This is a genomic window from Pantoea dispersa, assembly GCF_014155765.1.
Taxonomy (GTDB): Bacteria; Pseudomonadota; Gammaproteobacteria; order Enterobacterales; family Enterobacteriaceae; genus Pantoea; species Pantoea dispersa.
The window spans coordinates 1-16453 of record NZ_SCKT01000007.1 but is presented as its reverse complement, the minus strand read 5'-3'; the positions used below and the strand labels follow the sequence as shown (position 1 = coordinate 16453).

Annotated in this window: 14 protein-coding genes and 1 tRNA gene; 6 read left to right on the top strand and 9 right to left on the bottom strand. The window is 57.1% G+C overall.

From position 1 onward, the window contains the following. The first annotated feature begins 78 nt into the window (after nt 1-78). From H7K56_RS17625 to H7K56_RS17615, 3 genes are all read left to right on the top strand, one after another. Nucleotides 79-978, top strand: a complete 900-nt coding sequence (locus H7K56_RS17625; RefSeq protein WP_031279769.1) for a LysR family transcriptional regulator — start codon at nt 79-81, stop codon at nt 976-978. 50 nt (nt 979-1028) lie between these two features. Beyond that, nucleotides 1029-2030, top strand: coding sequence for an inner membrane protein YhjD (gene yhjD / locus H7K56_RS17620; RefSeq protein ID WP_058759376.1), 1002 nt, complete (start codon nt 1029-1031; stop codon nt 2028-2030). 289 nt (nt 2031-2319) lie between these two features. Next, complete coding sequence (locus tag H7K56_RS17615) at nt 2320-3654, top strand: MFS transporter (protein WP_150361658.1); 1335 nt, start codon at nt 2320-2322, stop codon at nt 3652-3654. A gap of 309 nt (nt 3655-3963) precedes the next feature. Here the strand turns inward: H7K56_RS17615 and ilvC are convergent, their stop codons facing one another. After that, a complete protein-coding gene (gene ilvC / locus H7K56_RS17610) occupies nt 3964-5439 on the bottom strand; it encodes a ketol-acid reductoisomerase (protein ID WP_021507912.1) in 1476 nt (491 codons plus the stop codon). Between the two features lie 162 nt (nt 5440-5601). On the opposite strand from ilvC, the gene ilvY reads away from it, so the two are divergent. Continuing rightward, a complete protein-coding gene (gene ilvY / locus H7K56_RS17605) occupies nt 5602-6483 on the top strand; it encodes an HTH-type transcriptional activator IlvY (RefSeq protein WP_021507913.1) in 882 nt (293 codons plus the stop codon). Nucleotide 6484: 1 nt separating this feature from the next. Here the strand turns inward: ilvY and ilvA are convergent, their stop codons facing one another. From ilvA to ilvL, 6 genes are all read right to left on the bottom strand, one after another. Continuing rightward, entirely contained in the window at nt 6485-8029 is a 1545-nt protein-coding gene (gene ilvA / locus H7K56_RS17600) for a threonine ammonia-lyase, biosynthetic (protein ID WP_150361657.1), read from the bottom strand. Between the two features lie 6 nt (nt 8030-8035). Then, a complete protein-coding gene (gene ilvD, locus H7K56_RS17595) occupies nt 8036-9886 on the bottom strand; it encodes a dihydroxy-acid dehydratase (RefSeq protein ID WP_021507915.1) in 1851 nt (616 codons plus the stop codon). A gap of 61 nt (nt 9887-9947) precedes the next feature. Continuing rightward, nucleotides 9948-10877 (bottom strand): branched-chain amino acid transaminase, encoded by a 930-nt coding sequence (locus H7K56_RS17590; RefSeq protein ID WP_021507916.1) that lies wholly within the window; start codon nt 10875-10877, stop codon nt 9948-9950. Nucleotides 10878-10895: 18 nt separating this feature from the next. Continuing rightward, complete coding sequence (ilvM, locus tag H7K56_RS17585; RefSeq protein ID WP_008106624.1) at nt 10896-11153, bottom strand: acetolactate synthase 2 small subunit; 258 nt, start codon at nt 11151-11153, stop codon at nt 10896-10898. Beyond that, nucleotides 11150-12796 (bottom strand): acetolactate synthase 2 catalytic subunit, encoded by a 1647-nt coding sequence (ilvG, locus tag H7K56_RS17580; RefSeq protein ID WP_021507917.1) that lies wholly within the window; start codon nt 12794-12796, stop codon nt 11150-11152. Before ilvG ends, ilvM begins: the two co-directional genes overlap by 4 nt. 149 nt (nt 12797-12945) lie before the next feature. Beyond that, a complete protein-coding gene (gene ilvL / locus H7K56_RS17575; protein WP_071813600.1) occupies nt 12946-13044 on the bottom strand; it encodes an ilv operon leader peptide in 99 nt (32 codons plus the stop codon). Nucleotides 13045-13372: 328 nt separating this feature from the next. Between ilvL and H7K56_RS17570 the strand changes: the two genes are divergently transcribed. Continuing rightward, complete coding sequence (locus H7K56_RS17570; protein WP_150361656.1) at nt 13373-14893, top strand: YifB family Mg chelatase-like AAA ATPase; 1521 nt, start codon at nt 13373-13375, stop codon at nt 14891-14893. Between the two features lie 28 nt (nt 14894-14921). Here H7K56_RS17570 and H7K56_RS17565 read toward each other — a convergent pair whose 3' ends face one another. Further along, on the bottom strand, nt 14922-15260 hold the full coding sequence (locus H7K56_RS17565) for a MaoP family protein (protein ID WP_021507919.1): 339 nt from the start codon (nt 15258-15260) through the stop codon (nt 14922-14924). Nucleotides 15261-15381: 121 nt separating this feature from the next. Between H7K56_RS17565 and hdfR the strand changes: the two genes are divergently transcribed. Beyond that, nucleotides 15382-16203, top strand: coding sequence for an HTH-type transcriptional regulator HdfR (gene hdfR, locus H7K56_RS17560; RefSeq protein WP_031279770.1), 822 nt, complete (start codon nt 15382-15384; stop codon nt 16201-16203). Nucleotides 16204-16307: 104 nt separating this feature from the next. Here the strand turns inward: hdfR and H7K56_RS17555 are convergent. Next, nucleotides 16308-16383 (bottom strand) — tRNA-Trp (locus tag H7K56_RS17555). Nucleotides 16384-16453 lie beyond the last annotated feature (70 nt).

Here is a 16453-nt window from a genome sequence, read left to right as displayed (position 1 = left end):
ATATTCGCGAATAATTGATCTATAAACGCAGGGGAATACACAGCACTGTTTCACTAACAACAACAATCGGTGAACAACATGGATAAAATTCACGCTATGCAGGTGTTTGTGCGGGTGGCAGAAATGGGCAGTTTTACCCGCGCGGCTGAGAGTCTGGGTTTACCCAAGGGCAGCGTGTCCCGCCAGCTGCAGGCGCTGGAAAACCAGATGGGCACACGTTTGCTGCACCGTACCACGCGCCGTGTGCATCTCACCCAGGATGGGCTGGTGTATTACGATCGCTGCCTGGATTTGCTGTCGATGCTGGATGATATGGACAGCCTGTTCCAGCACGATCCTGCCACGCTGAGCGGCAAGCTGCGCGTCGATATGTCGGTGGCAATGGCGACCGGTTTTATCCTGCCGCGCCTGCCGGAGTTTTTGCAGCACTATCCGGGCGTGGAGATTGAACTGAGCAGCAGCGATCGCCAGGTTGATGTGATTCGCGAGGGCTTTGACTGCGTGTTGCGCGTTGGCGAACTGAAAGATTCCGGCCTGATTGCGCGAAAAATTGGCTCGCACGCCTTGATCAACTGCGCCAGCCCTGGCTACCTTTCCCGCTTCGGCATGCCGGTGCGGCTGGACGATCTCGGCCAGCACGCCATGGTGCACTATACCCAACAGCTGGGGCAGCCCTCGCCGGGCTTTGAGTACTTTGATGGCAAACAGTGCCACTACGTGCAGACCGGCGGCGTGGTGACGGTAAACAGCACCGAAACCTATCGCGCCGCCTGTATCGCCGGGCTGGGCATTATTCAGGTACCGGCGATTGGCGTGCAGCCGCTGCTGGAATCCGGCCAGCTGGTCGAAGTGCTGCACCACTTCCCGGCCAAACCGATGCCGATTTCCCTGCTCTATCCTCACCGTCGCAACGTGGCGCGCCGCGTGCGGGTGTTTATGGAGTGGCTGAGTCAGGTGCTGCAGGAATACGTGACCTGAACGGGCAGGCTATAATTTTATTTTCGCTGTGAACAGGATGCAGAAGGTCTATGACGGACAAAACCACAAAAGCCTCAGCGGCTGAAGCTAAGCCGCTGATTGATATCAAAACCGGGAACAAAACGGTGGATGGCTCGATCAGGCGCGTCTCACGCTTTGCCGCCTGGTTTCAGGCGATCCCGGCAGTGGCGCACTTTTTGCGCGCGCTGGAGCGCTTTAACGATCGCCTCGGCAGCCAGTTTGGTGCGGCTATCACCTATTTTTCATTTCTTTCGCTGATACCGATTTTGATGGTCTCCTTTGCGGCGGTCGGCTTTGTGCTGGCGTCCAATCAGGACCTGCTTTCTGAGTTGATCAACAAAATCGTTAACAGCATCAGCGACCCGACGCTGGCCACCACGCTGAAAAATACCGTGAATACCGCGATTCAGCAGCGCGCGACCGTGGGCCTGACCGGTTTGCTGCTGGCGCTCTACTCCGGCATTAACTGGATGGGTAACCTGCGCGAAGCGGTGCGCGCCCAGTCGCGTGACGTATGGGAACGCACGCCCGATGACCAGGAAAAGTGGTGGAAGAAGTATCTGCGCGACCTGGTTTCGCTGCTGGGTCTGATGCTGGCGCTGGTGATTACGCTGTCGCTGACCTCGATTGCCGGCGCAGCGCAGGCGGCGATCGTGAATGCGCTGGGGCTGGGCGATATTGAGTGGCTGCGGCCGGCGATGACCATCATCGCGCTGTCGATCTCCATCTTCGCCAACTATCTGCTGTTCCTGTGGATTTTCTGGATCCTGCCGCGCCATAAGCCGCGCAAAAAAGCGCTGCTGCGCGGAACACTGCTGGCGGCGATTGGGTTTGAGGTGATCAAGTTTGTTATGACGCTGACGCTGCCGAAGCTGGCGACGTCGCCCTCCGGTGCCGCCTTTGGATCGGTGCTGGGGCTGATGGCCTTCTTCTACTTTTTCGCGCGTCTGACGCTGTTCTGCGCCGCGTGGATCGCCACCGCAAAATACAAGGATGATCCCGAGATGTCGCAGCCGCATCACTCTGCCTAACGCGACAATTCAGTTACATTTGCCGCAACAGCAAAAAATGTTTCCTGCTGGCTACTAAAGCAGCAAAAACCAGCAGGAAACGCTAAAGGGTCACTTTTATTTGGCCCTTTTGCAGAGAATCACGCCAGAAAAGCCGCGCTTACCCTTCCCATCCGCCGCCGATTGCCGTAACTCAGAAATTATCCTCTTTTTCGCCGCCAAAGCCCGGTGTGACGCGGTTTTTCGTCATTGAATGCGGCAAAACAGGTGCGTAAGATTCTTTGTTTACATTTACAATTAAGAAACAGTTATGCAAGCCTCCATCTCCGAAACACCCGACCAACCACACGACGGCACACCGGTTAACTCACGCAGTAAAGTGGTAGTTGCCTCGCTGGTTGGCACTGCGATCGAATTCTTCGATTTTTATATCTATGCCACCGCCGCGGTAATCGTTTTTCCGCATATCTTCTTCCCGCAGGGTGATGCTACGGTTGCCACACTGCAATCGCTGGCGACCTTCGCTATTGCCTTTGTTGCGCGCCCTATTGGCTCCGCGCTGTTTGGTCACTTTGGCGACCGCGTGGGCCGTAAAGCGACACTGGTTGCCTCGCTGCTGACCATGGGCGTTTCTACCGTACTGATCGGCCTGCTGCCGGGTTATCAGACCATTGGCGTGGCGGCACCGCTGCTGCTGGCGCTGGCGCGTTTTGGTCAGGGCCTGGGACTGGGCGGCGAATGGGGCGGCGCGGCGCTGCTGGCCACCGAGAACGCCCCGGCGAAGAAACGTGCGCTGTACGGCTCGTTCCCGCAGCTGGGCGCACCGATTGGCTTCTTCTTTGCCAACGGCACGTTCCTGCTGCTCTCGTGGCTGCTGACCGATGAGCAGTTCATGAACTGGGGCTGGCGCGTGCCTTTTGTGCTTTCTGCGGTGCTGGTGATTATCGGCCTGTATGTGCGCGTATCGCTGCATGAGAGCCCGGTGTTTGCCAAAGTGCAGAAAGAGAAGAAACAGGTGCGGATCCCTATCGGTACGCTGCTGAGCAAGCATATGACCGCGACCATTCTTGGCACGTTTATCATGCTGGCGACCTATACGCTGTTCTACATTATGACGGTGTATTCGATGAGCTACGGCACCGCGCCGGCGCCGGCTGGTCTCGGTTATTCGCGTAACAGCTTCCTGTGGATGCTGATGGTGGCGGTCATCGGTTTTGGTGTGATGGTGCCGATTGCCGGCCTGCTGGCGGACCGTTTTGGCCGTCGCAAAACGATGATCACCATTACGCTGATGATCATCGCCTTTGCGCTGATGTTCCCGCTGCTGCTCGGCTCCGGCTCGCAGATTCTGGTGATGGGCTTCCTGCTGCTCGGCCTGAGTATTATGGGTCTGACATTCGGCCCGATGGGCGCGCTGCTGCCAGAACTGTTCCCGACCGAAGTTCGTTATACCGGTGCGTCGTTCTCTTACAACCTGTCGTCAATACTTGGTGCCTCGGTAGCGCCTTATATTGCGACCTGGCTGAATGCGAACTACGGCTTGCAGGCGGTGGGCTTCTATCTGGCCTCCATGGCGGTGCTGACGCTGATCGCGCTGATCGCCTGTAAAGAGACACGCCATCAGACGCTGTATGAAGCGGTGTGATTGATTGCATGTTGACAGAACCCGGCTCCGGCCGGGTTTTTTATTGGCGGTGTGGGGATGGTGCGGTGTGTCCCTCACCCTGGCCCTCACCCCGGCCCTCTCCCGTAAACGGGAGAGGGAGCGTCCGCGCGATGTTGATAGATAAGTGTAGAAACATCAGCCCGCACCGAACGGTTCCCTCTCCCGCCAGCGGGAGAGGGCTAGGGTGAGGGAAATAGTGAGAAAAACCCTTCTGCCCCCAGACATAAGACATAAAAAAACCCCGGCAAGCCGGGGTTTGATTGGGCTGAAAACTGTGTCTCGCGTGCCTTAGCCCGCGACGGCGATGCGTTTCATGTCGGTCATATAGCCACGCAGTTTGCGGCCAACGGCTTCGATTGGATGCTGGCGGATCGCTTCGTTCACGTCGCGCAGCTGCGCGTTATCCACCTGCGTGCCTTCCACCGCTTTGCCCAGATCGCCAGGCTGCAGCGTGGTCATGAACTCTTTCAGCAGCGGAACGGCCGCGAAGGAGAACAGGTAGTTACCGTATTCTGCGGTATCGGAAATTACCACGTTCATTTCATACAGACGCTTACGGGCGATGGTGTTGGCAATCAGCGGCAGCTCGTGCAGCGATTCATAGTAAGCCGACTCTTCGATGATGCCCGCGTCAACCATGGTTTCGAATGCCAGCTCAACGCCCGCTTTCACCATCGCGACCATGACCACGCCTTTGTCGTAATACTCCTGCTCGTCGATTTTGCCTTCGAACTGCGGGGCATTTTCGAACGCGGTTTTGCCGGTCTCTTCACGCCAGGTCAGCAGGTTTTTGTCGTCGTTCGCCCAGTCAGCCATCATACCGGAAGAGAATTCACCCGAGATGATGTCATCCATGTGCTTCTGGAACAGCGGTGCCATGATGGTTTTCAGCTGCTCAGACAGCGCGTAAGCACGGATTTTTGCCGGATTAGACAGACGATCCATCATCAGCGTGATGCCGCCAAACTTCAGCGATTCGGTGATGGTTTCCCAGCCGAACTGAATCAGTTTCTCGGTGTACGCCGCGTCGTGACCTTCAGCCACCAGCTTGTCGAAGCACAGCAGTGAACCGGCCTGCAGCATACCGCACAGAATGGTCTGCTCGCCCATCAGGTCTGATTTGACTTCTGCCACGAAGGACGATTCCAGCACGCCTGCACGGTCGCCGCCGGTGGCTGCAGCCCAGGCTTTGGCAATCGCCATGCCTTCGCCTTTTGGATCGTTTTCCGGGTGAACAGCGATCAGCGTTGGAACGCCGAAGCCACGTTTGTACTCTTCACGCACTTCGGTACCCGGGCACTTCGGTGCCACCATCACCACGGTGATGTCTTTACGGATGGTCTCGCCCACTTCGACGATGTTGAAACCGTGAGAGTAACCCAGCGCGGCACCGTCTTTCATCAGCGGCTGAACGGCCTGCACAACGGCAGAGTGCTGCTTGTCTGGTGTCAGGTTAACCACCAGATCCGCCTGCGGGATCAGCTCTTCGTAAGTGCCCACTTTAAAACCGTTTTCGGTGGCTTTACGGAACGACGCACGCTTCTCAGCAATGGCTTCAGCGCGCAGTGCGTAAGACACATCAAGGCCAGAGTCACGCATGTTCAGACCCTGGTTCAGGCCCTGCGCGCCGCAGCCGACGATGACCACTTTCTTACCTTTCAGGAAGCTAGCGCCATCCGCGAATTCATCGCGCGACATGAAGCGACATTTGCCTAACTGCGCTAACTGATTGCGCAGATTCAATGTGTTGAAGTAGTTAGCCATGGGTACTCCGCTCAGATGTTGTGTTTGCTTTTGTTCAGTAACGGCGCCGGATTTAGCGCCGCGAATGACCCCATCATATGACAGGAAATCTGTTGCTTAAATTGATATATTAACAACGTCACATTGCAGAATTTGCAACATCACGCTGAGGGCAAAACGCGCATGGATTTACGAGACCTGAAACTGTTTCTTCACCTGGCGGAAAGCTGCCACTTTGGCCGCACCGCGCGCGCCATGCACGTCAGCCCGTCGACATTATCACGCCAGATTCAGCGGCTGGAAGAGGATGTCGGACACGCGCTGTTCCTGCGCGACAACCGTACCGTGACGCTGACCGAAGCCGGCGAGCGGCTGCGTCAGTTCGCCCAGCAGACCCTGCTGCAGTATCAGCAGTTGCGCCATGTCATGGACCTGAACGGTCCGTCGCTGAGCGGCGAGCTGCGCCTGTTCTGCTCAGTAACCGCCGCCTACAGCCATCTGCCGCCGATTCTCGACCGCTTTCGCGCAGAGCATCCGCAGGTGGAGATCAAACTAACCACCGGCGACGCCGCCGATGCCATTGAAATGGTGCAGTCCGGCGAAGCGGATCTGGCCATCGCCGGCCGGCCGGAGTCGCTGCCCGCCAGTATCGATTTTACACCGCTGGGTTTGATCCCGCTGGTGCTGATCGCCCCGGCGCTGCCCTGCCCGGTGCGCAGCCAGGCGACGCAGGAACAGCCGGACTGGTCGCAGATTCCCTTTATCCTGCCGGATCAGGGGCCGGCGCGGCGCGGTATTGATTTATGGTTTCGCCGCCACCGCATTGCTAACCCGCAGATTTACGCCACGGTGTCAGGTCATGAGGCGATTGTGTCGATGGTGGCGCTCGGCTGCGGCATCGCGCTGCTGCCGGATGTGGTGCTGGAAAACAGTCCGGAACCGGTGCGCAATCGCGTGCTGACGCTGGAGAATGTCGAGTCGGTGGCGCCGCTGGAGCTTGGCGTATGCGTACAAAAAAAGCGGCTCGGGGAGCCGCTGATTAATGCTTTCTGGCACCTGCTGTAGTTTAGCCGGCGAGGAAGAAGCGAAACGCCGGATTGCTGGCCTCGTCGTGCCACTCATAGCCGAGTGCATTGAGGTGAGTGTCGAAATCCGGCTCTTTGTCGTTGATCTCGAACGCTGCCAGCACGCGACCAAAATCGGTGCCGTGGCTGCGATAGTGGAACAGTGAAATATTCCAGTGCGCGCCCAGCGTCTGCAGGAACTTCAGCAGCGCGCCTGGCGCTTCCGGGAATTCGAAGCTGAACAGCCGTTCACGCAGCGGTTTTGACGGGCGTCCGCCCACCATGTAGCGCACGTGCAGCTTCGCCATCTCATCGTCTGACAAATCCACCACCTGATAGCCGCCTTCAGTCAGCTGGCTTATGATCTCGCTGCGCTCTTCAAGGCCGCGCGTTAAACGCACGCCAACAAAGATGCAGGCGTTGTCGGCATCGGCATAACGGTAGTTGAACTCAGTTACCGCACGACCGCCCAGCGTCTGGCAGAAACGCAGGAAGCTGCCCTGCTGCTCAGGAATGGTGACCGCCAGCAGCGCTTCACGCTGTTCACCCAACTCACAGCGCTCGGAGACATAGCGCAGACCGTGGAAGTTGACGTTGGCGCCCGACAGCACGTGCGCCAGCCGCTCGCCTTTGATGTCGTGCTGCTGGATGTACTTCTTCATGCCCGCCAGCGCCAGCGCGCCGGAAGGCTCCGCCACCGCTCGCACATCCTCGAACAGATCCTTCATCGCTGCGCAGATGGCATCGCTGTCCACGGTGATGATGTCGTCGAGGTATTCTTTGCACAGGCGGAAGGTTTCGCTGCCGATACGCTTGACCGCCACGCCTTCGGCAAACAGCCCGACGCGCGGCAAATCCACCGGCTCGCCGGCATCAAGCGCCGCCTTCAGGCAGGCAGAGTCCTGCGACTCGACCGCGATAACCTTGATTTGCGGCATCAGCTGTTTAATCAGTACCGCGACACCCGCCGCTAAGCCGCCGCCGCCTACCGGCACAAACACGCGATCGAGATGCGCATCCTGCTGCAACAGCTCCATCGCCAGCGTGCCCTGACCGGCAATCACCGCCGGATGATCAAACGGCGGCACGAAGGTGTAACCCTGCTGCTCCGCCAGTTCAATCGCTTTGGCTTTTGCCTCGTCAAAGTTGGCGCCAAACAGGTAAGCCTCACCGCCAAACGCGCGCACTGCATCAACCTTGATGTCCGCCGTCGCCACTGGCATCACAATCAGTGACCTGATGCCGAGCGTGCTGGCCGAGAGCGCCACGCCCTGCGCGTGGTTGCCCGCCGAAGCAGTAACCACGCCGCGCGCTTTCTGCTCTTCCGTCAGGCCGGCGATCATGGCGTAAGCACCGCGCAGCTTGAAGCTGTGCACCGGCTGGCGATCTTCACGCTTCACCAGAATGGTGTTGCCAAGACGCGACGAAATTTTTTCCATTTTTTGCAGCGGCGTTACCTGGGCAATTTCGTACACAGGCGCACGCAGCACCGCGCGCAGATACTCCGCGCCATTGGGCGACGCGGAAAGCGGTTGAGACTCAGCCATCAGAGATTAGCCTCCCAGCTTAGACTTATCGCGCACCGCGCCCTTGTCAGCGCTGGTGGCGAGCGATGCATAAGCACGCAGTGCGAAGGAGACCTGACGCACGCGACCGTGCGGCGTATAAGCCGCTTCGCCACGCGCTTCCTCTTCTTCACGGCGGGCATGCAGTTCGTTATCCGGTACCGCCAGCTTAATGCCGCGATTCGGGATATCGATTTCAATGATGTCGCCATCTTTAACCAGCGCGATGGTGCCGCCGTTCGCCGCTTCCGGCGATGCGTGGCCAATGGAGAGGCCCGAGGTGCCGCCCGAGAAGCGTCCGTCAGTGATCAGCGCACAGCTTTTGCCAAGGCCCATCGATTTCAGATAAGTGGTCGGATAGAGCATTTCCTGCATGCCCGGACCGCCTTTCGGCCCTTCGTAGCGGATGACCACCACGTCACCGGCGACCACTTTACCGCCGAGAATCGCTTCCACCGCATCGTCCTGGCTTTCATACACTTTTGCCGGACCTTTAAAGGTGAGGATCTCTTTGTCGACGCCGGCGGTTTTCACGATGCAGCCATCTTCCGCCATGTTGCCGTACAGCACTGCCAGACCGCCATCCTGAGAGAACGCGTGTTCGCGCGTGCGGATACAGCCTTCCTGACGGTCGTCATCCAGCGTATCCCAGCGGCAATCCTGTGAGAACGCCTGGGTAGTACGGATGCCCGCCGGGCCGGCGCGGAACATCTTCTTCACCGCTTCGTCTTTGGTCAGCATGATATCGTACTGATCGAGCGTTTCGCGCAGGTTGAGACCCAGCACGTTGCGTACGTCGGTGTGCAGCAGGCCGGCACGATCCAGCTCGCCAAGAATACCGATTACCCCGCCCGCGCGGTGCACATCTTCCATATGATATTTCTGTGTGCTCGGCGCCACTTTGCACAGGTGCGGCACTTTACGTGACAGGCGATCGATGTCGGAAATGTTGAAATCGATCTCGCCTTCCTGCGCGGCGGCCAGCAGGTGCAGCACGGTATTGGTGGAACCGCCCATGGCGATATCCAGCGTCATGGCGTTTTCGAACGCGGCTTTGCTGGCGATGTTACGCGGCAGCACGCGCGCATCATCCTGCTCGTAATACTGTTTGGTCAGGTTAACGATGCGCTTGCCGGCGTTGATGAACAGGTCTTTACGATCGGCGTGGGTTGCCAGCAGCGAGCCGTTGCCCGGCTGCGACAGGCCCAGCGCTTCGGTCAGACAGTTCATGGAGTTCGCGGTGAACATGCCGGAGCACGAGCCGCAGGTCGGGCAGGCGGAACGCTCAATCTGCTCGCTGTCGGCATCGCTGACGTTCGGGTTCGCCCCCTGAATCATCGCGTCCACCAGATCCAGCTTGATGATTTTGTCTGACAGCTTGGTTTTACCGGCTTCCATTGGACCGCCGGAGACAAAGATCACCGGAATGTTGAGGCGCAGCGAGGCCATCAGCATGCCGGGGGTGATTTTGTCGCAGTTGGAGATACATACCATGGCGTCGGCGCAGTGGGCGTTCACCATATATTCCACGGAGTCGGCAATCAGCTCGCGTGAAGGCAGTGAATACAGCATGCCGCCATGACCCATGGCGATACCGTCATCCACCGCGATGGTGTTGAACTCTTTGGCTACACCACCCGCGGCTTCGATTTGCTCAGCAACCAGTTTGCCAAGATCGCGCAGGTGCACGTGGCCCGGTACGAATTGGGTGAAGGAGTTAACCACGGCGATAATCGGCTTACCGAAATCGTCGTCGGTCATTCCGGTGGCGCGCCACAGGGCACGGGCACCCGCCATGTTACGACCATGGGTGGTGGTGGCGGAACGGTACTTAGGCATGCTCTATTTACTCCAGTCTGAAAAATGACGCGGGCGCTGCTGCACCCGCGTTACTGTCTTGTTATGGATTCACCTGATCCAGCCAGCCGTACTTGTCTTCGGTTTCGCCGGTGAACAGGCCAAAGAATGCCTGCTGGATTTTGGTGGTCACCGGGCCACGTTTGCCCTCACCCACCTGGATGCCGTCCACGCTGCGTACCGGCGTGATTTCTGCGGCAGTACCGGACATGAACACTTCATCCGCCAGGTACAGCGATTCGCGTGACAGCACCTGCTCGCGCACTTCGATACCGAGATCCTTCGCCAGCTTGATGATGGCGTCGCGGGTGATGCCCGGCAGCGCTGAAGAGGTGAACGGCGGGGTGAAGAGGATGCCGTCTTTCACTTCAAACAGGTTTTCGCCAGCACCTTCGGAGATATAACCTTGGGTATCCAGCGCGATACCTTCCTGATAGCCGTGGCGGCGCGCTTCGCTGCCAACCAGCAGGGAAGAGAGATAGTTACCGCCTGCTTTCGCCGCGGTTGGCAGGGTATTTGGCGCCACGCGATTCCAGGAAGAAACCATGGCGTTAATGCCCTGCTCCAGCGCTTCGGCGCCCAGGTAAGCCCCCCACGGGAACGCAGCGATGATCACATCGGTGGTGAAGCCGTCTGGCGGGTTAACGCCGAGGCCCACGTCGCCGACAAAGGCCAGCGGACGAATGTAGGCGCTCTTCAGTTTATTGACGCGGATAACTTCGCGGCACGCTTCCATCAGCTCATCCACGCTGGCTTTGATCGGGAAACGGTAAATTTTGGCGGAGTCGTGCAGACGCTGCATGTGTTCACGGTGACGGAACACCACCGGACCTTTGTGTGAGTCGTAGCAGCGAACGCCTTCGAACACAGAGGTGCCGTAATGCAGTGCGTGAGACATAACGCTAACCTTGGCGTCTTCCCACTTAACCATCTCTCCATTGAACCAGATAAAGTCTGCTTTCTTCGTACTCATTGTTATTTCCTTTGGCGACTAGGCGCGGATTTGTTGTGTTGTCTGTTGCTGGATCTCGACACAGGCGACATCCATAAGTTTGCTTAACTGCGAAGACAGTAAATCGACAGAGCGCTGGCTGGCAACGGTCATTTCGATATTAATGTTCTCCGCATTGACGGCGGACGCCATATTCATCGCGCAGACCTGGAAGCCACGGTGACGCACGACGCGCAAAATGCGCTCCAATATTTCAGGGCGAAAGCGGGCTTCGATAGACAATTGATGCTGGTTCATACGGTTTTCTCCATCATGTTTGCGTTGCTGGCACCCGGCGGTACCAGTGGCCAGACGTTTTCATGCTCATCAATCGCAACATGCAGGAAGTAAGGACCTTCACTGTTCAGCAGAGCATCAATCGCGGCGTCGACCTGATCTTTACGGCTAATGCGCTGGCCCGGAATATCAAAGGCGCTGGCCAGCGTGAGGAAATCGGGGTTATCGGTGAGGATGGTTTCGCTGTAGCGACCATCAAAGAACAGCTGCTGCCACTGGCGAACCATGCCAAGACGCTGGTTATCCAGCAGCAGGATTTTTACCGGCAGCTGCTTACGCTTGATGGTGCCCAGCTCCTGAATATTCATCATGATTGAGCCGTCACCGGACACGCAGATAACGGTGTCATCCGGACGGGCAACCTGCGCGCCCACCGCAGCCGGCAGCCCAAAGCCCATGGTGCCCAGGCCGCTGGAGGTGATGAAGTTTTCCGGCGCGCTGAAGCGCATGTGCTGCGCCGCCCACATCTGGTGCTGGCCAACGTCGGTGGTTACCACCGCGCTGTCAGGTTTACGATCTGACAACTGCTTCAGCAGCAGCGGCGCGTAGATCGCCTCACCGGGATGGTCGTAGCGCCACGCGAACTCCGCGTTCATCGCTTTAACTTCAGTACGCCAGCCGTCGATCTGCAGCGGCATGCTCAGCGCCGGCAACACCTGGTTGAGATCGCCCTGCAGCGAAACGTGAGCGCGACGCAGTTTGTTCAATTCGGCCGGATCGATATCGATATGAATGACGCTGGCGTGCGGCGCGAAGGTATCCAGCTTACCGGTGACGCGGTCGTCGAAACGTGCGCCGACGGCAATCAGCAAATCACAGGATTGCACCGCCAGGTTGGCCGCTTTGGTGCCGTGCATGCCGAGCATACCAAGATAGAGATCGCTGCTGGCTTCGGCGCTGCCCAGCCCTTTCAGGGTAGAAACCATCGGGATGCCGGTCTCCTGCGCCATAGCCCGCAGCGCCGGGACGGCCTGCGCCATGCCAACACCGCCGCCGATATACAGCATCGGTTTTTGCGCCTGCGCCATCAGCGCGCGCGCTTCGGCAATGTGCTGCGGTGAATGGCTCAGTGCCTCTTCAACCGGCAGCAGGTGCGGCGTCAGGTCACCGCTGGCAATCTGAATATCTTTGGGAATGTCGACCAGCACCGGTCCCGGACGGCCGGACTGCGCGATGGCGAAAGCTTCCGCCATCACCGAGGGTAAATCATCAAGCGATTCAACGAGGAAGCTGTGTTTAGTGCAGGCTAATGACAGGCCAAGAACGTCGATCTCCTGAAAGGCGTCGGTACCGATAAACGCTGAAGAGACCTGCCCGGTGATGGCGACAACCGGAACGGAATCCATCATCGCATCGGCCAGCCCGGTGATCAGGTTGGTGGCGCCCGGTCCGGAAGTCGCGATGCAAACCCCGGTTTTGCCGGTCGCACGCGCATAACCGATCGCTGCCATCACCGCACCTTGTTCATGACGACACAGTAGATGTTCCACGCCGCCATCGTAGAGCGCATCGTACACTGGCATGATTGCTCCGCCAGGATAACCAAACACTGTGTCGACACCCTGCGCGCGTAAAGCCTGAACTACCCACTGTGCACCTGTCATGGTTATTCTCCTGTATTCCTGCTGGAACAACAGAATTTTATGCTACTGCTCATAATCTGTTCCTCGCTGATTCGCTGATATTTCGTCTGGTCGAAAAAAAACCCCCGGACCTTACGGTGCGGGGGTTTTTCGAATTCCAGGCTTGATTTTTAAGCCTTTCTTTCTCCAAGCGTAGCCCCGCACGGTGGGTTAATAATCACCACCACGCTAATCACGACTAGGCTAATCACTTGTAGAAGGGCTTTCATGTGTCGTCTGTTTTTTCGTTAGTTCGAAGTAATACCTACAGAGTTACCATAGTTAGCAGGGGATTTACAATAATTTTCATCGGAAAATTTTATGACGCGCGCAGCTGACGTGCGTTATCGCTTTGTAAGTAAAAGGTTATTCGCATTTGTGATAATTATTCATTACGCCCGCGACGCAACCGTTATTTTGCTTTTGCGATCTGGCTGCGAAAATTAATGAACAGGATGAAAAGCGCAGCGATTTTCCTGAATACCGCTTCGGGATGATAGTTTCAGCGATCGCCGTGTGGATTTTTTTCAGCAAGGATAAAGGCAACAAGGAGCGGTTATGTCTTTATCGAAAGTATTAACACGCGCGGCGCTCGGAGTGCAGGCTCCACTGGTGACGATTGAAGTGCATATCAGCAATGGTCTGCCAGCATTGACGCTGGTAGGTCTGCCGGAAACCACCGTCAAAGAAGCCCGCGAACGCGTGCGCAGCGCCATTATCAATAGCGGTTTCACCTTTCCGGCGAAGCGCGTCACCATTAATCTCGCGCCAGCAGATTTACCTAAAGAGGGTGGGCGCTACGACCTGCCGATCGCTATCGCCATTCTCGCGGCCTCAGAGCAGCTGCCAGGCGATAAATTGGCCCATTATGAGTTCCTGGGTGAGCTGGCGCTAAACGGCGCGCTGTGTGGCGTTCAGGCCGCGATTCCTGCTGCCATGGCGGCACTGCAGGCCGGGCGTCAGATGGTCTTAGCGGAGCAGAATCAACAGGATGTCGGCCTGATACAACAGGGTGAAACGCTGGTGGGCAAGCATCTGGTGGAGATCTGCGCTTTCCTGCATAACCAGACGGCGCTGACGGTCGCCCATTACCAGCCTGAAACGGTGCCGCACGAGCAACAGGACCTGAGCGATATTATTGGCCAGCAGCAGGGACGGCACGCGCTGGAAATTACCGCCGCCGGTGGCCATAACCTGTTGCTGCTGGGCCCGCCCGGCACCGGTAAGACCATGCTGGCAACCCGATTGCCCGGCATTATGCCGCCGCTGGACGACCAGGAAGCGCTGGAGTGCGCCGCAATTGCCAGCCTGGTCAGCAGCGGTACGCTACATCATCAGTGGCGTAAACGGCCGTTCAGAGCGCCTCATCACAGCGCATCGTTGTATGCGCTGGTCGGCGGAGGATCACTACCGCGGCCGGGCGAAATTTCGCTGGCGCACAATGGGGTGCTGTTTCTTGATGAACTGCCCGAGTTTGAGCGCAAAGCACTGGATGCGTTACGCGAGCCGATTGAGTCCGGAGAAATCGCCATTTCCCGTTCCCGCGCCAAAGTCACTTTCCCTGCACGCTTTCAGCTGATTGGTGCAATGAATCCCAGCCCGACGGGCCATTATCAGGGGAATCATAATCGCTGCACGCCGCAGCAGGTGCTGCGCTATCTCAGCCGGCTGTCTGGCCCGTTTCTGGATCGCTTCGACCTGTCGCTGGAGATTCCGCTGCTACCGGGCGGCTCGCTCAGCCAGAAGCAGCAGCACAGCGAAACCAGCGCGCAGGTGCGCGCCCGCGTACTGGCCGCCCGGGCGATACAGATGGCACGCGCGGGCAAAGTGAATGCGCAGTTGTCGAATCCGGAGATCGCCCGTGATTGTGTGTTACAGCAGCAGGATGCGGAATGGCTGGAGGAGATCCTGAATGCACTGGGATTATCGGTGCGTGCGTGGCAGCGCATCTTAAAGGTGGCGAGAACCATCGCAGATTTAGCGGGTGAACGGCAGGTTACGCGTCAGCATCTGCAGGAGGCGGTGGGATATCGCAGTATCGATCGTTTACTGATTTACCTGCATAAAAGCCTGGAATGACAACGGGGCTGAAATCAGCCCCGTCATGTTAATCGTCGCTATCGCTGAAGTCTTCCACCGTGTCCATCTGCGGTTTACCGCCGGACAAGGTATGAAAACGTTTCGGACGCTTGATACGTGCAGTGTATTTTGACCAGACACGTTCAGCCTCAGTCTGCGGCTCACGCAGACCACGACAGACTTCAATAAACAGACGCTCTTCTTCGGTCTCCGGATCGCGCTTAGCGAGATCCAGTTCGTTGAAAGCGTATCCGTGGCGTTCCAGAAGCTGAGCTTCTTTAATGGTGAAGTCACCATGACGCGAAAAACCACGAGGGTAATGTTTGTTATCAAAGAAACGATTAGTTGTTGCGAAGCTGTCCGCCATCTTACACGCTCCTGATTCTCATATGGCCGTGCTATTTATGGCGCGGAGTATTAGATAGGCTTGACAGAGTGTAAAACAAAACATTTAAATCAGTACGACAAACATTTTTTGGGAGAATGCTGTGGATACGGAATTACTGAAAACTTTCCTCGAAGTGAGCAGAACGCGTCATTTCGGGCGTGCTGCTGAAGCGCTTTACCTCACGCAATCTGCCGTTAGTTTTCGCATCCGTCAGCTGGAAAATCAGCTGGGCGTTAATCTTTTTACCCGTCACCGCAATAATATCCGGCTGACTTCAGCAGGCGAGCGCTTATTGCCCTACGCTGAGAGCCTGATGAGTACCTGGCTGATGGCAAAGAAGGAGGTTTCGCATACCCAGCAGCACCATGAGCTATCAATCGGTGCCAGTGCATCGCTCTGGGAAGCGTATCTTACGCCCTGGCTGCAGACGCTATACGAGAACCGGGAGAGCCTGCATCTGGAAGCACGTATTGCTCAGCGGCATTTGCTGGTCAAGCAGTTACATGAGCGTCAGCTCGATTTGCTGATCACCACTGAAGCGCCAAAAATGGATGAACTCACCAGCCAGCAGATCGGTCATATTTCTCTCGCGCTCTTTCGCGCACGCAAAACTGAAAAGCGTGAAAAATATGATTACATCAAACTCGAGTGGGGCGCGGATTTCCATCAGCATGAAAGTTATCTTTCCAGTGATGACGTACCGGTATTAACTACCACTTCAGCACATGTGACCCGCGAATTGCTGCATACCACGGGAGCCTGCGCTTTTTTACCTGATTTCTGGCACGGCATTTATAGCGATTTGATGGTTATTCCAGACACACCTGTCGCAGTGCGACCGTTATATGCAGTATGGCTGCAGAATAGCGATCAACAGGCACACATTCGTCAGCTGCTTAAATATCCGGTCCTGACTCACTGAAGCAATAATTGAGGGAGTTTGAGTGGAAGAAATGAAACTCAGGCTCTTGCCTGTGCCGAATTTCAGGCAAAAAAAATCCTTTGCCGAAGCAAAGGATTATTTTCTGGCAGGGGCGGAGGGACTCGAACCCCCAACACCCGGTTTTGGAGACCGGTGCTCTACCAATTGAACTACGCCCCTAATTAGGGTGGCGGAACGGACGGGGCTCGAACCCGCGACCCCCTGCGTGACAGGCAGGTATTCTAACCAA

What these genes read in the sequence shown, in the direction of transcription:
- H7K56_RS17625 (WP_031279769.1), top strand. Translation starts at nt 79, where the DNA reads ATGGATAAAATTCACGCTATGCAGGTGTTTGTGCGGGTGGCAGAAATG.
- yhjD (WP_058759376.1), top strand. Translation starts at nt 1,029, where the DNA reads ATGACGGACAAAACCACAAAAGCCTCAGCGGCTGAAGCTAAGCCGCTG.
- H7K56_RS17615 (WP_150361658.1), top strand. Translation starts at nt 2,320, where the DNA reads ATGCAAGCCTCCATCTCCGAAACACCCGACCAACCACACGACGGCACA.
- ilvC (WP_021507912.1), bottom strand. Translation starts at nt 5,439, where the DNA reads ATGGCTAACTACTTCAACACATTGAATCTGCGCAATCAGTTAGCGCAG.
- ilvY (WP_021507913.1), top strand. Translation starts at nt 5,602, where the DNA reads ATGGATTTACGAGACCTGAAACTGTTTCTTCACCTGGCGGAAAGCTGC.
- ilvA (WP_150361657.1), bottom strand. Translation starts at nt 8,029, where the DNA reads ATGGCTGAGTCTCAACCGCTTTCCGCGTCGCCCAATGGCGCGGAGTAT.
- ilvD (WP_021507915.1), bottom strand. Translation starts at nt 9,886, where the DNA reads ATGCCTAAGTACCGTTCCGCCACCACCACCCATGGTCGTAACATGGCG.
- H7K56_RS17590 (WP_021507916.1), bottom strand. Translation starts at nt 10,877, where the DNA reads ATGAGTACGAAGAAAGCAGACTTTATCTGGTTCAATGGAGAGATGGTT.
- ilvM (WP_008106624.1), bottom strand. Translation starts at nt 11,153, where the DNA reads ATGAACCAGCATCAATTGTCTATCGAAGCCCGCTTTCGCCCTGAAATA.
- ilvG (WP_021507917.1), bottom strand. Translation starts at nt 12,796, where the DNA reads ATGACAGGTGCACAGTGGGTAGTTCAGGCTTTACGCGCGCAGGGTGTC.
- ilvL (WP_071813600.1), bottom strand. Translation starts at nt 13,044, where the DNA reads ATGAAAGCCCTTCTACAAGTGATTAGCCTAGTCGTGATTAGCGTGGTG.
- H7K56_RS17570 (WP_150361656.1), top strand. Translation starts at nt 13,373, where the DNA reads ATGTCTTTATCGAAAGTATTAACACGCGCGGCGCTCGGAGTGCAGGCT.
- H7K56_RS17565 (WP_021507919.1), bottom strand. Translation starts at nt 15,260, where the DNA reads ATGGCGGACAGCTTCGCAACAACTAATCGTTTCTTTGATAACAAACAT.